This window comes from Rubripirellula obstinata, assembly GCF_001642955.1.
GTDB classification, from domain to species: Bacteria; Planctomycetota; Planctomycetia; order Pirellulales; family Pirellulaceae; genus Rubripirellula; species Rubripirellula obstinata.
Genome location: NZ_LWSK01000002.1, coordinates 13,875 through 38,188, shown reverse-complemented (window position 1 = coordinate 38,188; position 24,314 = coordinate 13,875). Strand labels below are relative to the sequence as shown.

The 24,314-nt window shown below is 53.8% G+C and carries 13 protein-coding genes; 4 read left to right on the top strand and 9 right to left on the bottom strand.

Features of this window, described 5'->3' with window-relative positions:
- Positions 1-100: 100 nt before the first annotated feature.
- Positions 101-1,276, bottom strand: a complete 1,176-nt coding sequence (locus tag RC85_RS01120) for a phosphoglycerate dehydrogenase (protein ID WP_068258038.1) — start codon at positions 1,274-1,276, stop codon at positions 101-103.
- Positions 1,277-1,364: 88 nt separating this feature from the next.
- Positions 1,365-2,495: a 3-phosphoserine/phosphohydroxythreonine transaminase gene (gene serC, locus RC85_RS01115; RefSeq protein ID WP_084422248.1), complete on the bottom strand. Its 1,131-nt coding sequence runs from the start codon at positions 2,493-2,495 to the stop codon at positions 1,365-1,367.
- A 469-nt stretch (positions 2,496-2,964) separates the two neighbouring features.
- Here serC and RC85_RS01110 point away from each other — a divergent pair, with 469 nt between their 5' ends.
- A complete protein-coding gene (locus tag RC85_RS01110) occupies positions 2,965-6,552 on the top strand; it encodes a proline dehydrogenase family protein (RefSeq protein WP_084422262.1) in 3,588 nt (1,195 codons plus the stop codon).
- 182 nt (positions 6,553-6,734) lie between these two features.
- Here the strand turns inward: RC85_RS01110 and RC85_RS01105 are convergent, their stop codons facing one another.
- From RC85_RS01105 to RC85_RS01085, 4 genes are all read right to left on the bottom strand, one after another.
- Positions 6,735-7,595, bottom strand: coding sequence for a PEP-CTERM sorting domain-containing protein (locus tag RC85_RS01105; RefSeq protein ID WP_068258036.1), 861 nt, complete (start codon positions 7,593-7,595; stop codon positions 6,735-6,737).
- A gap of 292 nt (positions 7,596-7,887) precedes the next feature.
- Positions 7,888-10,011, bottom strand: coding sequence for a serine/threonine protein kinase (locus RC85_RS01100; RefSeq protein ID WP_149752813.1), 2,124 nt, complete (start codon positions 10,009-10,011; stop codon positions 7,888-7,890).
- Positions 10,005-10,697 carry a sigma-70 family RNA polymerase sigma factor gene (locus RC85_RS01095; RefSeq protein ID WP_149752812.1) on the bottom strand — a complete coding sequence of 231 codons (693 nt, stop codon included), beginning with the start codon at positions 10,695-10,697 and terminating at the stop codon, positions 10,005-10,007. The genes RC85_RS01100 and RC85_RS01095 overlap by 7 nt, the downstream gene beginning before the upstream one ends.
- Before the next feature lie 298 nt (positions 10,698-10,995).
- Positions 10,996-12,663 (bottom strand): S8 family peptidase, encoded by a 1,668-nt coding sequence (locus RC85_RS01085; RefSeq protein WP_160148146.1) that lies wholly within the window; start codon positions 12,661-12,663, stop codon positions 10,996-10,998.
- A gap of 357 nt (positions 12,664-13,020) precedes the next feature.
- Between RC85_RS01085 and RC85_RS01080 the strand changes: the two genes are divergently transcribed.
- Positions 13,021-15,201 (top strand): choice-of-anchor Q domain-containing protein, encoded by a 2,181-nt coding sequence (locus tag RC85_RS01080; protein ID WP_068258032.1) that lies wholly within the window; start codon positions 13,021-13,023, stop codon positions 15,199-15,201.
- Positions 15,202-15,382: 181 nt separating this feature from the next.
- Positions 15,383-16,318, top strand: coding sequence for a transporter (locus tag RC85_RS01075; protein WP_160148145.1), 936 nt, complete (start codon positions 15,383-15,385; stop codon positions 16,316-16,318).
- Positions 16,319-16,333: 15 nt separating this feature from the next.
- Here RC85_RS01075 and RC85_RS01070 read toward each other — a convergent pair whose 3' ends face one another.
- The 3 genes from RC85_RS01070 to RC85_RS01060 form a co-directional block, all read right to left on the bottom strand.
- Positions 16,334-19,294, bottom strand: coding sequence for a serine/threonine-protein kinase (locus tag RC85_RS01070; protein ID WP_068258030.1), 2,961 nt, complete (start codon positions 19,292-19,294; stop codon positions 16,334-16,336).
- Entirely contained in the window at positions 19,287-19,904 is a 618-nt protein-coding gene (locus tag RC85_RS01065) for an ECF-type sigma factor (RefSeq protein WP_068258029.1), read from the bottom strand. The genes RC85_RS01070 and RC85_RS01065 overlap by 8 nt, the downstream gene beginning before the upstream one ends.
- 344 nt (positions 19,905-20,248) lie before the next feature.
- On the bottom strand, positions 20,249-22,414 hold the full coding sequence (locus RC85_RS01060) for a hypothetical protein (protein WP_149752810.1): 2,166 nt from the start codon (positions 22,412-22,414) through the stop codon (positions 20,249-20,251).
- 1,237 nt (positions 22,415-23,651) lie between these two features.
- On the opposite strand from RC85_RS01060, the gene RC85_RS01055 reads away from it, so the two are divergent.
- Entirely contained in the window at positions 23,652-24,065 is a 414-nt protein-coding gene (locus RC85_RS01055; RefSeq protein ID WP_149752809.1) for a hypothetical protein, read from the top strand.
- Positions 24,066-24,314 lie beyond the last annotated feature (249 nt).

The following is a 24,314-nucleotide window of genomic DNA, read 5'->3' as shown; positions in this document are numbered from 1 at the left end:
CCCTGGCGTTCATTCCGGATGATTACCAGCATCGGATCAGTCATCAACCGCAACGCGTTAGCAATTTCCTGAGCTCACTCAGACCTTGAAATAGCCCTGCCTAGCCAACTGCTGGCAAATGACGCAGTGAGAGGACGCCTTCGATGCCTCGCAGTGAATCCAGGGTCGATTCTTCGACCGTTCCATCGACGTCGATGATGGTGTAGGCGATTTCGCCGCGAGATTTGTTTAGCAGGTCAGCGATGTTGTTGCCGGCTTCGGCCAGGATCGTTGAAATTTGTCCGACCATGTTGGGGACGTTGGCGTTGGCGATGGTGATTCGACTGCCTTCGCTGCGTGGCATGACGGCTTCGGGGAAGTTGACGGAGTTTGTGATCGTGCCATCTTCCAAGTACTCGCGAATGCTGTCGGCGACCATGACGGCGCAGTTTTCTTCCGCTTCGTCGGTCGATGCACCAAGGTGAGGAAACGACAGAACCTTTTCATGCGTCATCAATGCAGACGTCGGAAAGTCGATCACGTAAGAATGAAGGTGACCGCTATCGAGAGCCGCCAAGACTGCTGTGTCGTCACAAATTCCGCCGCGAGCCAAATTCACGATAACCCCGCCCTTGGGCATCATCGCAATACGCTCTTTGTTGACGATGCCTTTGGTCGCGTCCAACAACGGAACGTGAACCGTGACCGCATCACACTGTGAAAACAAATGATCCAGGCTGACCGCCTTCTCGATCTTGCGAGACAATTGCCAAGCACTTTGCACTGAGATCAATGGATCATAACCGACCACTTTCATGCCCAATGCCGATGCAGCGTTGGCAACCTTGACGCCGATCGCTCCCAGGCCGATGACTCCCAGTGTTTTCGATGGCAATTCGGAGCCAACGAAGTTCTTCTTGCCAGCTTCGACTGCGGTAGAAATTTCAGCGTCGGTACCACGGACACCAGCGGCGAACTGCATCGCGGGGCCAATGTTTCGCGAAGCCATCAACAGGCCTGCTAAAACAAGTTCCTTGACCGCGTTGGCATTGGCACCGGGGGCGTTGAAGACGGGGACACCGCGAGCGGTCATTTTGTCAATTGGAATGTTATTGACGCCCGCGCCCGCTCGCCCAATCGCAGCGACGGTGTCAGGGATTTCCATGTCATGCATCTTGAACGAGCGAAGCAAGATCGCGTCGGGATGCGTGATTTCTGACGCGACTTCATAGCGGTCTTGCGGCAGACGTTGGAGACCTTTGACGGAGATATTGTTGAGCGTCAAAATTTTATGCATAAGGAATTACTGAGTTGGTTGTTGGCCGTGTTGAACTGTGGACCGTATTTGCCGGGCCAAATACGGCCTACGGCAAGGAATCAAAAACCTAGCTGTTTTTGGCTGCGAACTCGGTCATGAACTTCGCTAGTGTTTTGACGCCTTCGACTGGCATCGCGTTGTAGATACTCGCTCGAATTCCACCGACGCTGCGGTGGCCCTTCAAGTTTTCGATTTTGTGAGTCGCAGCTTCCTTCACAAACTCCGCCAGCAATTCATCGGAAGGCAAGTTGAAAGTCACGTTCATCTTGGAACGACAATCAGCCTGAGCGTGGCCTTTGTAAAAATCTGGATTCGCGTCAATGACTTCGTAAAGCATGGCCGCTTTTTCAGCGTTCTGTTTCGCCATCGTATCCAAGCCACCAATATCATTGAGCAACCACTTGACGATTTTGCCGAGCACGTAGACACCGAACGTGGGCGGAGTGTTCCACATCGATTCAGCCGCAGAATGATTTTTGTAAAGCAGGTAACCTGGCAGATTTTCGTTGCCGCGATCGATTAGATCTTTGCGAATGATGACAACGGTCAGTCCCGCTGGCCCGGCGTTCTTCTGCGCACAGGCGTAAACGATTCCGTGATTGGCGATGTCGATCGGACGGGAAAGAAAATCGCTGGACGCGTCACAAATAAGCGGCACCGAAGTCGGTGCGGCAGGCGGCGTGGGAAACTGGACGCCTTGAATCGTTTCGTTGCTGCAGTAGTAAAGGTAGGCGGCATCGTCAGAAATTTTGCAATCACCTTCGGCCGGGATACGATCAAAGTTGGTGGCTGAACCGTCAAAGGTCGCCTCGACCTCGCCTTCTTTGCGGGCCTCACCAATCGCTTTTTTGCCCCAGGTTCCGGTCACCAAATACTGGGCCGTTTTTTGGGAGTCTTTTAGCAGGTTGGCCGGGATCATCGAAAACTGAAGCGCCGCACCGCCCTGCAGGAAGAGAACTTCGTGGGTTTCGGGAATCGATAACAGCGTTCGCAGGTCCGCTTCGGCCTGCTGGATAATGTCAACGAAGATTTTTCCGCGGTGACTCAGTTCCATCACCGATGCACCTGCACCGGGCAGGCAGACCATTTCGGCCTGGACTTCCTGCAACACCGACAATGGAATCGCGGCCGGACCGGCTGAAAAATTGAAGACTCGCTGATCGGTCGTTTGGGAAACGTCGGTTGCCGTCGCGCTCATCGTCGGTTGAATTCCAGTGGGAGTTTTCGGGGGGAACGCCAAGTTCGGGGCCCAATTCGGGGACCGCCCAGGACGTAGAAAAAGCTCATTCGACTTACTGTCGCTTCAGATTCTAAGCATCGAGGCAACCTTACGGAAGTCGCTAAGAATTGACTTTCAGTGCCAACTGCCTTGTCAAACTGGAAATTGTCAACTTGGAAACGTGAGCCGCGGGCGCGTGAGCGGTCGGGCATACCGCACCGGCCCGAGAAGTTACGACCGGCGGCTCACCAGGAAGTTACCGCCGGCGGCTCACCAGGAAATTGCACATCTCAATAAAACCGAATGCCCTGGGAGTTGCGTGTCAGTGATCAACTGAATCTCCACCGAACATTTCATCGTCAATTTCAAGACGATCGCATAGACTCCAGGCTCCTTGCGTCGATTTGATCCAGGGAAGAAAAAAAACAATTCATTCTGGGATGACACGATGTCCACCACCACTCCCCTGCCCTTCCCCGCTTTGAGTGCCGAAAAGATCGATTCGGCAATCGATCTCGCGCGGACCTTGCTCGATCGAGCTGCAAAATTGCAAACGACCACCGAACGTCGGCAGCAGGCCGAGCTTGATCGGATGATTCAGCATCCCGATGACAAGGCGACGATGGTCGAAATCACCGACCAAGCGTTTCGCACCCACTGCTCCGCTCGCGTTGCCGATCAGTTGACGCACTTGCTGGACGTCCAAGGCGTGCCGCGTTTCTTCAGCCCCGTCGAACAGGCAATGCTTCGCGGGTTCCAGGCCTTTGGCGAATACCTGCCCGGCGTCGCCGTGCCGTTGGTCAAAGAAAAGATGCGGCAAGAAACCGCAAACACAATTTTGCCTGCGGAACCTGATCTGCTTCGGCCTCACTTGAAAGCGAGATTAGCCCAGGGTGTTGGCATGAACGTCAACTTGCTTGGCGAAGCTGTCTTGGGTGAGGAAGAAACTCGCAAGCGAATGGTCCACTATGTCGAGGCGTTGCGGTTGCCCGAAGTTCAATGCGTGTCGATCAAAATCTCGACGATCGACAGTCAGATTTCGTCGATCGCACGCGAGCACACGGTTCGCAAAGTGTCTGATCGGTTGGAACAACTTTACCGAACCGCTAATCACGAAAAGGTTCCGGGAACCGACGATGGAAAGTTCGTCTACCTGGACATGGAAGAGTATCGCGATTTGTACCTAACGTCCGAAGTGATGATGGAAACGCTGGACCGACCTGGTTTGGAAAAAACTCGTGCGGGCATCGCGTTGCAGGCGTACATTCCGGACTCTTACCAGGTTCTAATGACACTGATCGTTTGGTCGCGAAAGCGTGTTGCTGCCGGAGCAACGCCGTTGACGATTCGATTGGTCAAAGGTGCCAATCTGGAAATGGAACGCGTCGAATCATCGATCAGTGGTCATCCGCAAGCACCCTTCACCACCAAAACTGAAACCGACGCGAACTACAAGAAAATGCTGCGAGAACTGTTCATCGCAGCGGCCGATGGCGTCGTTCGTGTCGGGCTGGCGTCGCACAATCTGTTCGACGTTGCCTTGGGAATGGTCTGGTGCAGAGACAAAGATCTGTCCGGGCGCATTCAGATGGAAATGCTGGAGGGAATGGCCAATCATCAACGCCGAGCCATTTCCGAACACTTCGATTCGATGCTGCTTTACGCACCTGCATGCCGACGCGAGCACTTCATTAACGCTATCGGCTATTTGATTCGACGGCTCGACGAAAACACGGGCGAGCAAAACTTTCTTCGTCATGCGTTCAAGCTGAAAAGCGATAGCGAAGAGTTCAAACGACTCGCTGACGATTTCCGCCAATCGGTTGATCTGGCACCAAGCCTGGATACTCGACCGAGACGCCGAGATGAACGTCGCAACGCTCCGGCACAACCTGTGGTTAGCGATTCATGGCAGCACTTCGAGAACGAACCCGATACGGATTGGGGTGTTCCCGACAACGCCGCCTGGATTCAGGAAACGTTGGACCGATGGAGGAAGAAAAAGAACGTTTGCATTGATGATGATGGCGACCAGACGACCGATGATCCTTCGCGTCCAGGCGTTGTTGTTTGTCGCTACCGAAACCGCAGTATCGCCGAAGTGAAGGAAGCCGTTCGTGTCGCTGATCAGGATCCCAGCGGCTGGCAAACGAAGTCGATCGGTCAGATTCACGAAATCCTGCGTGCTGTCGCGCAGCAAATCCGGGTTCACCGCGGCGACATGATCGGTGTGATGGTTGCTGAGGGTGGTAAGACGGTGTTGGAAGCCGATCCGGAAATCAGTGAGGCGATCGACTTTTGCGAGTTTTATCCTTTGACAGTGATCGATTGGAAAAAACGTTCGAGTCTTTCGATTGAGCCACGCGGGGTTGTTGCCGTGATCACGCCTTGGAACTTTCCGCTGGCAATCCCGTGCGGCGGAATTGCCGCGGCGTTGGCGATGGGGAATCGAGTGCTATTGAAACCGTCCGCCGAAACGACGCTGATCGCCAAAATGCTGTGCGATGCGTTTTGGGATGCGGGAGTTCCGCGGGACGTTCTGCACTTCGTGCCCTGTGACGAATCGGTTGCTCAAGAAGGCTTGGTCGAAAACGAACTGGTGGACACCGTCATCTTGACTGGTGCAACTTCCACGGCGAAGAAGATGTTATCGGTTCGCCCCAGTCTGCATTTGCTGGCGGAAACAGGTGGCAAGAATGCAACGATTGTCACCGCAATGGCCGACCGAGAACTTGCGATCAAGCATGTGCTGCATTCGGCGTTCGGTCACGCGGGACAAAAGTGCAGTGCGACTTCATTGCTGTTGTTGGAAGACGAAGTGTTCGACGACGAAACGTTTAAACAATCGTTGGCTGATGCGGTGAATAGTTTGGACGTCGGTTCCGCCTGGAAACTGCACAACAAGATGGGGCCACTGATCGCTCCGCCGGGACCGACGCTGACGCGAGGACTGAAAACGCTCGAAGACGATGAATCATGGTTGGTCACTCCCCAGCACATCATCACGGGAAAAGCCGATGGCAACGCAAAGCTCTATCGACCAGGCGTCAAATGGAACGTCAAGCCGGGTGGGTTTTCTCACATGAATGAAATGTTCGGACCGGTGCTTGGTGTGATTCGTTTTTCAAAGATCGAAGAAGCGATCGCGATCGTGCAAAGCACCGGCTACGGTTTGACCAGCGGTTTGGAAAGCTTGGATGATCGCGAAATCCAGCTTTGGAAAGAGGCGATTCCGGCGGGCAATCTGTACATCAATCGTCCGACCACCGGCGCGATCGTGCTGAGGCAACCTTTTGGCGGCGTTGGCTTGAGTGCGTACGGGCCAGGCGTTAAAGCCGGTGGACCGCATTACGTGCTGGCGCTCGCCAAAATCGAAAACGGCAACTCCCCTGCCCTGGCCGACAATTCGCCCTCGCATCCGCTTCTTGATTCACTTGACAACTGCATCGATCGTTCGGCCTTGGACGCAAGCTTGAAGACCAGATTGTTGACGGTCAGCCAATCAGCACGCGTTGCTTACCGTGATGAGTTTTCTCGTGAACACGACACGTTGCGATTGCTCGGGCAAGATAATCTCCGGCGCTATCGATCGCTTGCGTCAGTGACGGTTCGCCTCGATCGTATTGATTCGCTGGACGACGCATTGGTTGCAGCAATGTGCAGCGTCGCGGCAATGACGCCGATCAGCTTGTCGATGGACCCAACGCTAAAAAGTGACCTGCTAGCGACATGGAATCCAATCGCGGATGCCCTGCCCCGTTATGTGCAATTGATTGTTGAAAGCGATGCTGAATTGGCAGACCGAATCCAAAACAATGAAATTGATCGCCTTCGATTGCTAAGACGTCTTGATAGCGATTCACCGATTGCAAAGGCGGCGACGCAGCAGTTTGTCACGATCATCAGTGAACCGGTCGTCGATGAAGGGCATGTGGAAATCCTGCGTTACATGAACGAACAATCGATCTCGCACGACTACCATCGCTACGGCAACCTAGGCCGTCGCGCCGGCGAAGACCGTCGCCCACCAAGCTGACGATTGGTTGGGAAAGATCAATCACCACTCGCTTGTCGCTGTGAAAAGTTTTTCAGGGGTGATCAAAGAGTGTTCCTTAAACGCTCAAGCGGCTAAAGCCTGGACTCGAGCGGTGCGGACTGCAAACGGTCAGGTGTACTCGCGATCAAACGGCAACCGAGTGTTTTGTAATCACAAAACCACTAGCTGCGTCGTCGCCGTCGCACTGCTGCCAAAAGACCTAGCAACAACGCGGCCGTCGAACTTGGTTCTGGAACGGCTTGCGGTTCACCGAAGATAATGTCGTCCATGACCACCAAATCGACACCAGCACTTAGGTCTTCAAGGCCACCGAGCGCATCAGTGCCCGTCGTGATCAGAGCACTGCTGATGATTGGATCGTCATACGCAACCCCTAGGAAACTAAAGTGTTGATTCGGGTTTTCAATTCCATTGACGGCATAGTTTTCAGCAAAGTAAACGCCCAGGGAAGCATCGTTAATATCAAACAGTTCAATGCTGGTTGTGTCAGCAAAGTCAACGTCGCTGAAGATGACACCAAAACCATTTGTTAGCGCCGGAGTCGTTTGATCAGACGGGCTGAAAAACGACACTTCGGTCACATTGCTGCTCAGCGGTGTGAACAGACGCTCTGGACTAAACGCGTCAAAAACCTGACCGTACTGAGAATTGATATTCGCGAAATACTCTCCGACGCCGCTGGCCTCCGTTGCGCTCAATTGAAAGCCTGTTCCGGGAGTCGAGAATTCGATGCCTCGAGCACGTGGGCTGGAGCTAAAGTTAAAGAAGTTTCCAGCGAACGGATTCGGTGCGCTGACCGCATCTGGGGCCGCATCCCAGTTGATCTGCCTTCGACCGGAGGGAAAGTCCGTTGGCTCGAAAGGGTTCAGTGTTCCAAGTGCGGTTCGGAAGCCATCAACGGTATCGGTAACATCGGCGGCTGTCGCACCGGCTTCCGAAAAAACGGTCTGTGCTTGTGTATTAGGTAGCCCGATAAAGACAACCATCATTGCGGGGATTGAGATCGACAATAGTTTTCTCATGTCTGTTCCTTGGATAGAGGGGGGGAATCGCGGGGAGGTTGTTCCAGTTACTTTGCAACGCCTCACGCAAGATAGAAACGCAAACGGAAGTCTTTACCCTTCATCAATCTTCAAATGCAAAGGGTGGCCAACGAACAAAAGACTCTTCCTGATGAGGGCCACCATTTACCTTCACCTCTCCCGCAAGCGGGAGAAGTGAAATGCCGCGAAAAATGACACTTCTCGGTGAACGCCACTTCGTAGGTCGTGTGGAGCCCCGCGACACACGGCCTACATTTAATCGCAACGGAAATCAATTCATGACATTGTCTGTCTTACGTTTCAGTAATCGATTGCGACGCCGACTTAGGTCAGCCTTCGCGTTCGGAATTTCTGAATCGACTAAAAACGGGATCTTTTCTTGGGCCTGTTTGAGCCAATGCACCGCCTCACAATGTCTGCCCTGCCCTGATTCGGATTCCGAGAGGCCGAGATAGGCGGCAAACTGAAGTGAGCTCAATTCAGGATCACTCCCGCTGCAAGACCCTTCCATCGCAACGATCTTAGAAAGTTCCCTGTTTGCCTTGGTGAATTCACAGAGCAGCAAAGAAAGTTGCCCGTCGCGTAGTATCGCACCGATGGTTGCGGGGTGCGATTGACCAAGACTTGTTTGGAACAAACGGACGGCGCGTCGGATGTCTTTCCTGGCGTTGGCGAAATCGCCCGTTGCAATCGATGCCGACGCAAGTGACTGGTGCAATCGAGCCTCAATGACGGGATCATCGAAGTCTCTTGATTCGAATCTCTCCGTAAACTGCTGAATCAAGGTGCGGGCTTGGAAGTCACGTTCACCGGCTGGCTGCTTGTCAGTTCGCTGTTCGCTGGTTTGCTGCTTGTCGGTTTGCTGGGGGGCGATCGCAACCAGGATCTCGTCGAATAGCTCGGCGACTTCGTTCGCTGTTTTCTCTCTCTTTTCTGCGATGCTCCGCAACTCGCGATCTGAACCAGCGGAGATGATGGCGAGCAGACGTTGCGTTTGCGCGGCTTCTGCAGCACGCCTCTCTACCAACGCCAATCTTGACGTGATCGTGATGCCCAATAGCAGCATCAACAAGAAACTAGCGGCAAGTGTGACGGCAACGGCGTTGCGACGTACAAACTTCTTCACGCGATATCCAAGCCGATCAGGCTGTGCTTTAACCGGCTTACCATCAAGGAAACGCTGGATGTCCTCCGTCAATTGCTCGACCGTCGCGTAACGTCGTTCGACTTGTTTGTCGATCGCTTTCATGATGATACGATCGAGATCACCGCGAAGATCGTATTGCAATCGTTTCGAGCCGACACCCCGCAGTTCACCCAGCATCGCCGGGGTGGACTCTGCGTTGGAGTCTGCGGACGGCTCGTCACCCGGAAGGACATTGACGATTTGCTTGACCGCGCTGCTTGGTTTGGCAGGGGTGATGTCGCAGGTCAGCTTGACTGTCTCTGCAAGGGACCGACCGTCCATTCGATGCGGTTGTCGTCCCGAAAGGAGTTCGTAAAGGATGACTCCCAAGGAGTACACATCGGTGGCGGTGGTTTCGCACTGGCCGTTGATCTGTTCGGGACTTGCGTAGCCCGGTGTGAAGGCGTGTTGCAACGTTTGAGTGAGAGCAGGCGAAGACACAGCAGCATCCGCGGTAAGCTTGGCGACGCCAAAATCAATCAGCATCGGCTGCCCTTCGGCCGTGACCAACAGATTACTGGGCTTCAAGTCGCAATGAAGGACGGCATTTTGGTGGGCAAATTGGACCGCTTCGCAGGCTTTGCAAAACAATCGCAAGCGATCCCGAATGGTCAACCGCTTGGTGTCGCAGTACTCATTAATTCGCAGCCCATCGACATAGTCCATCGCGATGTAAAGCTGCTCCGTGTCGGTTGCGCCGGCATCAAGGATACTGGTGATGCCGGGGTGCGTTCCCAAGGTTGCCAGAAACTGCATTTCACTTCGGAAACGCTTCGTAATTTTTTCGCCATCGACTCCCAATCGAATCAGCTTGACCGCCGCCTGCTGCTTGAATTCGTCGTCGCGCACGCCCAGATAGACATCGCCCATTCCGCCGCTGCCAATGTGACGGATCAGTTCAAAGGCCCCGAGACGCTTGCCGCACATCACCCCGTGCCCGACCGTCGCATCGAGAGGACGACTGGTCGGTTGCTCCAGGAAAGCGGAATTTTCAAGTTCACGATCTCGCTCAATCAGAGACAACACCGATTGCTTTAGCTCAATATCGTTGCCGCATTGCTGAGCAAGATACGAATCCATCTCAGTCCCATCGCGCCCGGTCCCATCGAGTTCGATGGCGACGCGAAAGATACTTTCGATTCGCTCTAAACGCTCAGCACTCATTTCGGTCATCCGCGTGTATTCCCAGCGATACGAATCCTCTAACAAAAAGCAAACTCGGTGGGCTTCAATTCTTCCGCCAACCAGGCGCGAGCGAACCGCCAATCTCGTTCCACGGTCGTCTTGGAAACACCGCGTCGCTCCGCAATTTCCTCGACCGTCATGCCAAGAAAAAAGCGAAGCTGGACCAGTTCTGAGTGCCGCGAATTCGACCTCGCTAGTTTTTCCAACGCCTCATCGAGCTCAATCAGATCCACCCGATTGAAGTCCTCAAGTTCCTGCAACACAAAATCCAAATCGACTCGGGCATAGTCGCCACCACGCCGTTGCGATTTGCGTTTGCGGGCATGGTCAACGAGCACACATCGCATCGCTTGGGCCATCGCGGCAAAGAAATGATTGCTTCCCGATAGCCTCTTGAAAGTCTGTCCGCCCAGCAATCGCAGGGTGGCTTCATTGACCAGCGCAGTCGCCTGAAGCGTGTGGCCCGCGGCCTGTCGCGACATCATGTGACCAGCCAGGTTTTTCAGTGTTTGGTACGTCAAGTCAAACAGTTCCCCTTCCGCGCCAGGTTTCCCTTCCGAAGTAGCCTGCAGGATCCAGGTGATGCTGTCGTCGTGTTTGCAAGCTGTCGCCAAGGTGACTCTGCCTAGTGTGGTGGCAATCGCCGGCGAACGTCCGATGCGGGACGATTGGGTGCCGACATGGCGAAGCAAAACCGAATGGATCTGCAACGCATCTGATTGAAATTACGGAACACACTTAGCTCGTATTACGAACCAATTCCCCGCCACCCACTTCGCGCGAGTTGATCAAAAAACCTCCGAATGCGAAGATTGTTTACCTGGCCATCGCCACCCAATTGCTGCTCTTCGTTTTGAAAAACGATGCGATTTTCGCAGTATTTCACCTCTCTCGCTTGCGGGAGAGGTCGAGCCAAAGCGAGGGAGAGGGTTCGCATCGAATTGCGTTGGCCTTCCTCTTGGCCGCCAGAAAGCGTTACCACCGGAATCGGTTGTAACACACTCGCTTTCATCTTTTTCGACGTCTGGTGCCGATTGTCCAGACGCCCGCGATCAACAACAAAGTCGCCGTCCCAGGTTCGGGGATCACCTGCAATCGGACCCGCGATAACGCGAGTTGAGCATCGAGCCGACCGAAGCCGCTTCGGTTGTCAAAGCCAGGTGATTCGATATCGACCGTGGAAGCGTATAGCAATTCGTAAAGTTGTTCCGGCGAGAGGCTAATGCCCTCGTTTTCTGCTTCTTCCAACACCAATGCGGCGACGGCCGCGACGTGAGGCGCGGCGGCCGATGTTCCGAAGAAGTTTGGGAATCCGTTTCCATCAACGTCCGTCGCGAGTTCTGCTGGGAAGAACGACGTATCGGTGCCATCAATACCAGTAATCAGCGGAGTGGCACGGAACTCCGGTACATCGAGTGGATTTCCAGCCAAGTCAAACAGAATCGTCGTCGGCCCCTCGGCACTAAACGCTTCCACCTCATCCAATCCAGCGTCGCCAAAGAACTGGGCGGCCACCGAAACGGCTCCCCTCGCTGCGTTATGTCCGTGGATCGTGGGAGAATTAGTGTCAGAATCATCCTGGATTGGACTTCCAAATACCTCCAGGCTAATTAGTTTCGCTGCGTCACCCGCGACACGGTCAACAACAAGCCCAACTTGAATGGGATCGGTGATCGGGTTGGTGATACTAATAAACTCGAACGGATCGGCACCGGCCAACTGATTTTGGTCGGCCTGCACTAGGTCTAAGAAGTTTCCATCGCTATCGAATGCGAGTAGTGATAGCGATAAGTCAGTCGATGGCGTTCCACCAACGCTTGCGTACGGGTCTTCCCACTTGAGCGTTGCACGAAGATCACCACCTGGGGCGACGTCACCCAGATTCAAAATCTGATCAAAGGAGTTTTCGGGATTGAGATTGAAGTCGTGGAGATCGTTGAATCCGGCTGCGGGCGCAGAACTCTTTTGAAAGCCCTCGTAGGCGTTGTTGCCATTATTGCCAGCACTGGAAAAGTAAGGGATTCCGGCGGCAAAGGCACGGTCAACGGCCTGGGCAGCCGCACCATCCTGATACTTCGCCGCGGTCAGGATGGCAACATCGTCAACAATGATATCGGCACCCGCTAAACGAAGCGAATCAATCGCATTGGCGATCGTGGTACTGGGGGCGGTACCAGCAGATCCCGGGTTGTTGAACGCGGAATGAAACAAGATTTCGGCACCCGGAGCGAGGTCATGGATGAGTTCGGCCATGGCGCGCCCCTCGTCCGTCCCGAAGTTGGCATCTTTGACAACGTTGACCGGCGACCGAAATCCGCTTGGATTGCCGACACCGGGCAGGTCGCCCGAACTGATCCCAGCCGCTGCACCATTTAAGACATTGAAAGAGTCCGAAATGACGCCGATTCTTAGGCCCGAACCTGTCACCCCAAAATTGGCCCTTGCGGAGTCGACATTCATCACCGTGTCGGCCTGACTGGTGGCGATACCCGACCAGGTGATCGTTGGGTCGGGAGCCAGATAGTAAGGATTTGTTTGGTCCGTGCTGTCATAACGCACGACAGAAGACCAATCGACTGTGTTGATGTCCTGAGCCTGAGCGAAGTGCCCGTTCAGGATGGCAAAGGCAACGATGGACGATGCCAATACCAATCTGAAGACTGTAAACCTAGGCATGACGCCAAAAGATATGAAAGATGTAAAGCGGACCTTCATTTTTTCCCGTTCCTGGCTTTTGACTTTGTTACTGCGATTGGAAATTTGTGATGCTCCACCCAAGCTCCGACGACTCAGAGATCGCCCACAAATGTCCTAACGAAGAATGTTGCAAGAACCCTTCAGTTTTTTTTGATGGCTCTTCAATTGAGGGCGTTTTAGAAGACACACGAGCACTCGGTTTCCAGGGAGGTCATGCGGTTTTCCACCTCGCCCGCACAGGGTGTGGAGACCGGACGCGATACGGCTTGTCGATGAAATCGACAAGTCATGTATGTGGCGGGTCAGCGATCTAGATTGCGAGCAGGTGATAGTCCCATGGCATCGTTTCGCGTCGCTCCCGCCGTAGTGGACGTTTCTTACCCGTTGTCACACAACCATCGCAAGACAATGAAAAACCTAAAACGCTCTCGATCTCGCAAACGCCGAGTCTGCTTTGAATCACTCGAAGACCGCCGGTTGCTGGCCGCCGTTACTGGATTTACCGATGATTTTGAGCTAGGAAATTGGTTCAATAATCAGGTAATCGACAACGGCATCACGTCGATTTCGCCCGCAAGCGGCCCTGCCCAGCAGGCGACGTTCGGGTACGAGCTGGAACTGGACAGTGGAGGATTTTCTCAACAGCAAACCGTCAACTTTCTGACTTCCGCGGCGTCGGCCGGCACGGTCTCGCTAGACTATCAATTCTCGGGCAATTCACGCTTCTTCCGGGCCGGAGCCCAGTTCGACACTGTGTCAGGTGATGATGCGACCACGATCGTCGATGAGACGACAAACGGTGGTTTTTCGTTTAGCGGTTCGGCGACGATTGACGCTCGGCAAGGCGAAGAGTTCGGCTTCCGTATCGGTGGCGGCAACAGCGACACTAATCGAAACATCCTTGGAAATCTGACGGTGACCAACATCGTCTTCGATTTTGATAACACGATCGTCGTCGATTCCGGCACCGACATTGATGACGGCGACATCACGCCTGGCAACGTGTCACTGCGCGAGGCCGTTCGGATGGTAAACGAAGTCGGCTACATCGACACGATCACTTTTGATGATAGTTTGGCCGGTTCAACGATCACACTGACCGAAGGCGACCTTAGAATCACCAGTTCGATCACGGTCCAGGGTCCAGGAGCGGACCAATTGACGATCAGCGGTGGCGGTCAAAGCCGAATCTTCAATGAGGTCGGTAACGGTGTGCGAATCATCACGATCAATGACGTAACTCTCGCCGACGGCAACTCGCCCAGCGGCGGTGGCGGTGCCTTGTTCAGTAATGGTGGTAACGCGACCTTCAATCGCGTGGTGATGACTGGTAACCGTTCCCAGAACAACGGCACGGCGGTCGTGGTGGGCTTTGGTCGGCTGACGATCAATGACAGCGCGATCATTAACAACCTAACCGCCGGTATCGGTGCCGTCCGGGTGCAAGAAAGCATCACGGCAATCACCAATACCACGATCAGTGGCAACAATTCGCGCGGCATCAGTTTATTCAGTTCCGGAGTCAGTCGTGCTGATAGCCTTTCACTGACCAACGTCACGATTGCCAACAATGCCGGCGATGCGATCGAGATCGTTGCAAATGCTGGAACGGTCTTGTTCGAATACCAGAATACGATCTTCGCCGATGACGGTAGCGGTAATGGCAATGGGGCTGAACGATTTTCGGCTCGCGGCAACAGTTTGGAGGGGCTGACAATCACCTCACTTGGGCACAACCTTGTTCAACAAACACCAACCGGCAACGCGGCCCATGACGCGGCGACGGGTGACCTTCGCGACGTTGGTGCATTGTTGGCCCCGCTGGCCGACAACGGCGGTCCAACACCGACGCATTCACTGCGCGAAGGCAGCTTGGCGATCGATGCAGGAAGCAACGCTTTGGCAGTCGACTCAAACGGCGATCCGTTGTTGTCAGATCAACGCGGTGAAGGATTCGCTCGGATCTCCGGTGGCACAGCGGACATCGGAGCGTTCGAGCTCGACAATTCAGGTCCGCAAGTTGAATCGATCGTGATTAACAATGGCGATGTTCAGCGTAGTACCGTTCAACAGATCACTGTCGGCTTTAGCGAAATCGTGGCCACACGTGCAAGTGACTTCCTGCTTGAGAATCTCGATAGCGGATCGAACATCACACCCGAGGTTTCCACGCAAGACATCAACGGCAAAACCATTGCTACTTTGACCTTCAGTGGTGACGGAATCTTCGGAGGCTCACTGTCCGACGGCAACTATCGATTGACCGTACTCGACACGGTCAGTGACGCAAGCGGCAACACGCTCGATACGGATGGAGTTGCCGGCGAGAACGCGACCGACGAATTCTTTCGTCTTTACGGCGACGCAAGCGGGGACGGTACGGTTGGCCTGCAAGATTTTGCAAGCTTCCGTAGCGTATTCGGAAATGCCGACGCTGCATTGGATTTCGATAACGATGGCGTTGTCGGCTTGACCGATTTCGCCGCCTTCCGCAGTAATTTTGGCAAGTCAGCTTAAACGTCGCCTCGCTTGGCGAGCTGGGGGATCTAGTGAGGCAGCGGGGCGATGGTGGGCCTTAGCGGTTCGGTAGCGAAGACTAGCGATCGCTGGTTACAAGATCCGATCGCTAGAAAGTATATCGGTGGATAGATCCATCGAACGAACTGGAATCTGTGTGCCGAGTATGAAGCGTTCAATCATGAAACTCAATTTGTCATCGGTACTGCTAGTTCTTCTTGCGATCGGCTCGCCCGCTTTCGTGTTCGCCCAAGATGATGATCCGCCTTTCAGCACATCGGATACCAACGTTGGCTACATCGATTCGGCGATCCCGATGACTCAGGTTCGCGTTCGGTTCGATTCAGCGTTCGACAACCCGACACCGGATCGTGCGGAATTCTTTTACCGGGCATCCACCGCCGCCACAGGTGTGCCGCTGTCACCCGCCGAGACCGGTGTCGACTACCAGGAACTATGGTCCTATCTCGAACTAGCGCTATCGTCGGAAGTGTCGGTCTTTGTCGACATTCCGTTTCGTTTTATCGATCCAGAATTGAACCCAAACCGATCGGGTCTGGGCGATATACAGTTGGGTATGAAAGGAGTCCTTTGGTCGCAGCCGAATCAAATTTTGTCGGCTCAGCTTCGGACCTACCTTCCCACCGGTGATGCCGATCGGTTGCTCGGGACCGATCACGTTAGCTTGGAACCCGCGCTTCTTTACGCACGGCGGTTGAGCGATCGCACGATCATCGAAAGCGAATTTCGCGTCTGGGTTCCGATCAACGGAACAGTTGTCCCCGAGGGCGATTTCGCGGGATCAATTTTGAGGTTCGGCATGGGTATCGGCCATGACCTCTATCAAACTTCGGATTGCTGCGGCCAGAACCCACGACGCTTGACCGCCGTTGCTGAATTTGTGGGCTGGTCGATCCTGGATGGCTTAGCAACGGTTCCCGACACGCCAACCCAGGCCCAGATCATCGACGTCAGCGGTGACACAATCGTCAACGGAAAATTCGGTCTGCGTTGGACGGACTCCGATCGCAGCATCTTCGCTGGCTACGGTCGGTCACTGACCGGTGACGTCTGGTACAACGACATCGTCCGATTGGAATACGCGATGCGATTTTGATCGACCGCGACCGGTTTAAGGCTGGGATTCAGAACGAAGTTCGGCTATCAACTGCTGAAAGTCACTGCGGTCGGCAAGCGGTTCAAATGCGACGGCCACTTCATCACCATCAAAGATGGATGGCATGTGTTCCTGTTCTCTCGCCGAGTCGAGCAGTGAAACCGCTTGTTGGCCAAACTTCTCAACCAAACGATTGCTTGCACTGGAGTTTTTGTCGTCCTGACCACGAAGCATCTTAATTCCGCTTGCCAACCACTTTGCCGCCTGGACGCGAATCGCCGCGTCATCAGGAAACGTGTCCAAACACTGGTCGATGGTCCGCTGCATTTCAGATAGCTGACCAATCGCGAGTTGCGATTTGACCAACAACGAATAGTCGTTGCGTAAATTGCCCGCGAATTCGACGTTGTTCGGATTTGAGTCGAAGGCATAACGATGCAGCGTCAAGGCTTCGTTTAACTGCGTGATGGCGGCATCATGAGTCGCCTGCATGTACGACACGACGGCATGATTGTACTTTGAATTTCCCAGCCGATTGGAATAGATCACATTGCCGGGATAGTCGTCCAATAGTTGCTGGAACACGACTTCAGCTTTGCCGAAAAACTCGGCTGCCTTGGGCAGTTGACCACCGCGACCCGCGAGCGATCCATGGCTGTTAAGGGCGTTGGCAAGTGAGTTTTTTAGATCAGGGTAACGAGGGTAATCCTGGACCAATCTTTCGAGCAGATCGATAGATTCCTGATTGATCGTGATCGCTTCATCGACCTCGCCCGTGGAGGCGTAAATGTTGGAAAGGTTGTTGAAATAGATCGCCAGTTCGCGACGTTCTTTTCGGCTCTCGCTAATATCGGCCAGCAACTCGATCGCGTTTTGAACCTTGACCTTCGCTTCCTCGCAGCGCTGGGTCATCTTCAACAGCATGCCAAAATTGTTCAGCGTGTGCGAAAGGTAAAGCCGACACTCACGCTGCTTCGCCGCGTCTAAATCCAGCAACACGTTCTTAAATCCCCGCTCGGCTCGCTGGTAATCTTTTTCGGCCGATTCGACGTCGCCACGCTCGCTAAGCAGCAGGCCACGGTTGTACAGCACTCTCGCTAAACCGTACTGGTTATTGGTTTGCCCAGGTGCTGACTTTGACAATGCATTTTGAATGTTGAACGCTCGGTCGATCGCACCGATCGCACTTTCCACCTCGACCGGTTTCAGTAGGACGCTCAGCCAAAGGTGGCTTTCACGAAGCTGTTCTTTGTGCCGCACATCATCGGGTTGGCTCATGACTAATTGGCGAAGCAGCTTGATCGATTGATCGTAAGCCTGATGTGCAGGATCAACTTCGCCGAGCAAACGGAAAATGTCGCCCATTGAACGGTGCAGGACCGCTGCTTGATGCTGCAGCTCGGGATCGTCCGGGCGTTGTTCCAAGAACCCTTCGTAAAAATCGGTTGCGTTGACCAAAAACTCTTTTCTCTGAGTCTCGGTGCGCGGGATGTCTTCCAGTAATCTTGCTTGGTCGACCATCTGGTCCACCGCGTTTTGAGCAATTGCAAAATTGGTATCGTTCTTTTCGCGTTCTACAATCGCGATCGAATTGTTAGCGCTGCTGGAGACGGCAAAGTAGGCGGTCGTTGAACCGAAGATCAGAAACGTGACCAGCGAGCATGCTGCCAATCCAGCGATGAGAGGTTTTCGTCTGCACCAACGAATCAGTTTTTGCGTCCTGGGTGTCCGACGAGCGATGATCGGCGATCCGTCCAAGTAACGGCCCAGGTCATCGGCGAGCGCGGCGGCGGATTGATAGCGGTGGGCGGGTTCTTTCTCCAAGCATTTCATGCAAATCGATTCGATGTCCGTGTCGGCGGTGGGACTGAGCGACCGTAGCGAATCGGGGTTTTTCGAGCAGACCTGTTCCAGCATTCCGATGATGCTTTCCGATTCAAACGGTGTGCGACCGGAGACGAGTTCATACAACATCGCACCAAGCGAATAGACATCCGACAACGGCCCGACTTTCGACGTCTGACCCGCAGCCTGTTCTGGTGACATGTATGCCGGCGTTCCCAGCAATTGCCCCGTGCCGGTCAAATCAGTTTGGCCCTCCAGGATTTTTGACAGGCCAAAATCGGTGACGCGCGGGTTGCCATCTTCGTCGATCAAGATGTTTGCTGGTTTCAAGTCACGATGAATAATGCCTTTGGAATGGGCGTGGCTGATCGCATCGGCAACGGCCTTGACGATTTCGGCAGCACGTTTGGGACCGGGCGAATGGTTTTTCTGGTAGCCCTTCAAGCTGGGGCCATCAATGAATCCCATCGAGAAATAATGCATCCCTTGCGATTCACCGACATCGTAGATCGGCACGATGCCCGGATGATTCAAACTTGCGGCCGATTCAGCCTCGATCTTGAACCGGGCAACTTCGCTTTCCCCGGCCAGCGTGCCGCTAAGAATCATCTTTAAGGCCACGACACGATTGGCATCAATTTGCCGAGCCTTGTAAACGATTCCCATACCGCCGCGAGCAATTTCGTCAATGATTTCATAACCTTCGATCGACGCGGTTTGACTCTGGACCGGTTCGGTCAAATGAAAGGTGTCGCCAGATGCGGAGAAGTTCAGTGTTTCTTCGATTTCTGTCGATGAAGTGCCGCTTGAACGACGTTGGTCCTGAATTCGGCTCAATTCACCGCTGTTGAAAAAAACTTTGTCGATCGCGTCTTGGTGATCGGGGTAACGAGCCAGATAGAACTCTCGGTCGGGAGTGTTGCCCCGTTTGCAGGCATACTCAAAATCGAGCCGAAGAAGCTCGTAGAACAGTTGCGATTGTTCTTGCGGCGGAACCTCCCTAATGAAGTCATCGATCGATGGTTTTTCACCATTCAGGCATTGGGTTTCAAATGCGTCGCAAACCCGGTCGATCCGTTGCAGCGGACGTTGCGGCGTTTGCATTTCGGGTCGATGATCGGTCTTACTCATTGCTGTCAAATTCCAAAGACCATAGATCGCGAATCACTTCCAGCTTTCGTTCGACCGAGCGTAGCGAAATCCCAAGCTGGTCAGCGATCTCTCGGTTTCGATAGCCCGCTAGTTTTTGTCTTACGATTCTTGCCTGGACTTCGTCATCCAACATCGCCATCAACCGATTGCATTCTTCATCCATCGACACGAACAAATCCGGCGTCGGTTCTTCCTTCAGCAGATCGTCAAAGCATTCGACCGCTCCGCCCGGTTGACCGAACACCGATTCGCCACGAACTCTACCGCCGCCACGCTTATCACTGGTTTGACGACGAATCTGGTCAACGCATTTGTGTTTGGTGATCGCAATCAGAAGCGACCATAAATCGTCTCGATTGTCTAAGCGATCAAAACGATTGTTTTCGACTCCTTCGCAAAGTGCCTGGAACACCGAGATCGCTAAATCCTCTTCATCAAAAACGCGTTTTTCTGACGAAGCCAATTTTTGCTTCGCGAGTCCTTTCAAGCGTTCAAAGTAGCGATCCCACAACTCAGTCGCCGCACGCGACCGACCCGACTTGAGTTGTTCAATCCAGATCGTGATTGATTGAGAACTTGAATCAGACATCACGTATGGCGACTTTTTGATGGGTATAGTCGAGCGACTCTTCTGAGAAGACTAACGAGCCGGTGACGCCCGTTCCACGCACCTGAACGCAACCACACGTATCAGCTAGTCTTCGCCCGTCGAGCTGAACTCGCGAAGCGAGAGTATAACGTTGACCGAGCATGGAAGCGAAGCCAACAGAGATCAAAACCCATTGTTTTGTTAAGCCGCGTGGGCATCGCCCCGCAGTTTAACAGTTTAGAAACCCTTCACGGCGTTGGGCCAAATCCCGCAGAAAAGTTGTGGGGTATAAAAAGGCTGGAAGCCTATGCCGCTTATGGTTTAGATGCTCCTAACTGCGACGATTATTCGGTATCGTCGATCAACTTTTTCGGGGGCGGGTCAGACAGCTTACGGATTCGCAAACCCTTGATCGCGACGGTGGCTGACACGGGGACCAGGTAGGGTATTCCGATTGATAGATTGTCGGTCTTCGGTTCGAATTCCGGGTCGGGTCCGTCGGTGTCCGGCTGTCCGTCAATCGAAATCTGCCACTGGTGCGGTCCCCAAACTTGGATACCGAATCGACTGGGCTTTGTTTCGGGTTTGAACACGTGGCACAGCTCGCCGGTGCTGTAGACGTCAACACGTTTTTGACCGGGATCCATCGAAAAGAATCGACCGCCTTTGCCAGATCGGCAATCACCAAGTTCGACACCCGCCCGCCCACGACTGCCGGACTTGTGCAGGACTTCGATCATCATTTCAATCTCCCTGGGGCCGGAGAATGACAACTGATGTGTCAGCATCGCTTTGCCGGTGATCGTTTCCGTTGATGCAACTAACGTGGTGGGCCCATCGACCCGAAAGTGTTGATGGGCACCGTGCCAGTGATCCAAACCTTCGTCGAACTCGAATGACACCCAACGGCCTTCATCGAAATCGATTGCCACGGTCGCCAAATCGATCTTGGATTGCAGATAACGAATCGTTCTCGTTGACTTCGCTGTTGCCTTCATCGTTTCGCATACGTCGATGGACTGCTTCCACCGGTCCGCTTGGCTGGCCTGCGAACCCAATTCTGCTTCCATCTTTGAAATGCGATTTCCAAACTCATTCAACGCATCAAGCTTGTCACGATCGATCCGGCGAGAGAGACTGAACTTCGAAAGATTGTGTTCGTTCAAGAAGTCGGCTTTGGCGTCCCAAATGGCGATCGCGGCTGGATAGTCTTCGTTGTAATAAGCAATCGCCAGTTCCATTCCATGACAGGTGCATTCCAGCCCTGACATACCCGACTTCGTGCGAAACCGATCATTCTGTTGGATCTGACGGATGACCTGATAAGAAGAATCCTTGATCCGCGGCGAGCTTAAGATCATTTTCCAAGGGAGGCCTTCTTTGTGAATGAGCTTGAGGACATCAAAGTAGTAAGACGGAACTAACGAATCAGGCTGAGTGCAATCGGCGCACTGAGTCGCAAACTTTGCCATCTGTTCGACGCTGCCGCCCCATCGCGGAAGCATGGACCAAAGCACTTTGTGATAAGCGGGAAAGTAGTCGAGTTCCGCAGCAATGGATGCCTCAAACCAATCCTGGACTGACTCAGAACCAAGGTTCAGCATCGCCAGTTCAATCAGTGCAGCCGGGGCGAGCGGGCATAGGGGACGAAGCTGATGGGCCGCCTTGTAGTTGTCATACGACAGCGTCATTTCACGCTCGAAATCCTCCCATCCCTTCGGCGTTACCTCTGACGCATAGCCTCCGCCGCGAAGTTGCCAACCGTTATGACGATGAAAGTGCCCCTTCATCATCGCCAAGATCCAAGGATCCACATCGCCAGCCGCCTCGCACACCCGCAGATCCTCGGCCAAAAGATCAGTCGTCATGCGGACGCGACTGATCGTTCTTAAATACTGTTGATACGCAATCCGCAATCCATCAGGAAACGAAGATGCATAGCCAAACCACTGCGGCAAAGCTTGGCTGACCGATTTGCGTTCCTTCGCAACCGAACGCCACTGGGTGGCGCGAAGACGAGCCTGAATCAACCGATCGATCATTAGAAGTTTCAGACCGGCTGGATACTCGGACGCTTCCAGACTCTTGATCGACTTGCGTGCAACGGCCACCGCGGTGGACGGTCTTGCTTCATTGAGCAGCGCGTTGACCGCGTGCATTTCCACCATCGCATCGCGGCTTCCCGCCTTGTAAGCCGCTGCATTAAGCGAGGGCAATTCACTGGCACGAAGTAATTCATCTTCACTCTGCTGCCAATCGTTCACTGCTGTTGCAATCGCAACTTCAAGAAACGTCTCGGCCAGCTCACGAACCTCGGGATCCGAATCCGTGGTGTGCTTTCGATACAGCTCTAGTTGCTGACGATGAAACGCCAACTCGTTCTCTTGGAAATCCGATAAGGTAGGTGCGTCTTGCGGCCACAAGATCGTTTCAAAGTCACTGGCTGAAGTGACGCCGATCCAAGAGCCTAGTGAAACAATCAGTCCCACCACGGTCATTCGTAAAAACATAGATCTTCTCCGGTGCTTAACGTCGCTTTAGTATCTCTGTGCGGTAATGGCCATACGCAAATGTTCACGCGGTCATTGACACAGCAGATAATTCGCGGCAGGGGCAGTCAACCCAATCCACCCTTTTCGGCATGGAAATCTGCGCTAACGGTTGCATACGGAAAAGTGACACGCACAAGGCGTTAGGACAGTTCCATCGCTTGTGCTTTAATCGAGTCCTAACCCCTTTTTTTACCGGGATGGGGCGAGCGTTGTCGCGAGCCCTCTCCCTCGCTTTGGCTCGACCTCTCCCGCGGGGCGGGAGAGGTGGGATCCAACGCCGTGAAGAGTTTTGGTCACGGAAAACACCGATTAGTTCGTTTAGCCGCGTGGGCATCGCCCCGCGCGTTTCGCCCCGCATGGACGCGCGGGGCGATGCCCACGCGGTTAAACAGTTCAAAAACCCTTCACGGCGTTGGGTTTAGACCCAACCAAAAGAAACAGTACAACCACAGAGTCGCAGAGACGCAGAGTCGCATGTTTTACGTCCTTCATCGCTGTGCCCCTCAGTGACTCCGTGGTCAAATTCCTCGCCCAACCAAATCAAAGAACCTGATCAAGTTCGGCCATGACAGTGCTTTTTCCATTGCTCGTGTTGGGCGCAACCAGTGCTGCACCCCGCGTCGTCAGACGCATTGATTTGGTGTTGTCGAATAATCCATCCAAACGTTAGGAACGTACGACTTTTTAGAGTCGCGTTTCGCTCGGGACGTTGCATCCGTTGCTGCGAGTTAGGCCCGGAGGGCCGGCAGCTCCTTGCCGGGTGCGCGAGCACCCGGATGGCTGCCCCAGAGAATTGGTGAGATATAACGCTGCCATCCGGGGATTTACATCCCCGGCAGAGAGCTTCCGTCCCGCCGGGACTATTCACTCAGCCATTATGGAAGCGTCAACAAAAGATCGCGAAACAACGAGCCAAGGATGCTCGCAAAGTGCGGGAAGCATCGCGTCTGAAACAAATGACTCGATCGCTTGCAGGTTCGATGAAGTTGAGTGCCACGGGTGAGATCCTTAGGAACGTGCGACTTTTTATAGTCGCCTTTCGCTCCGCGAAAGCAGCGGATTCGCTACTTTCGCGGAGCGAAAGGCGACACTAATTTCCCGCTCGTTCCTTAGTTGCTATATGGGCGATTCGAGAGATTCGGAATTCAATGGAATGACTTCCATCTTGATCACAAGACGGGCTCCGAGATCAATGGTGGCGAACGCCCACTTCTTGGTCGACAGGTGGTGCTTGGGAGTAAAAGACGTTGTCGCAGGAATCCAATCGCCCGCGTTCGCGAAAGAAATGATGGAAGAACTCAGATCGAAAATTAACCTTATCGAGTGCTCGCCCGAACGGGGAAGGTCCATCGTGGAGGGTGGCGTCGCCTACGCCGCTTCGCTGGGACTGAAACCACACCCGGATTACGACAAAGTGAGATGGATTTGGGGCGACGTCGATCCCAATCAATCTGCCGTTGAAGAAGAGTTCGGATTCGAGGGCAAGCCGACCTATCTGCCAGGCCCCTACGATGACAAATCGCGACAACGAATGATCTTGCAGACGCTCAATGATTCAGTGGGAGTAGGAAACTATCAACTTTTGACTCCGGATCGTTCACTGATCTAGCAATCGTCCCGGATTCACTTCACGTGTCATCTTTCCGCTTGCCCCGCACTGAATTGAGTTCTTTCTTTGTGACCGGCACGCTGGGCGATTGATGGTCGGTTGCTGGGCGATTGCTGGGCGATTGGGGAGCCTTGAGGGAATGAAAGAACGTGTTAAGGCGAGAATTCGTCCCCCCACCTTGGCGATAGCGGCGTTTTGGAGGTTGAGACTTTTACCTAGGATCAGACGCGGTTAAACTCTGGCATTCCG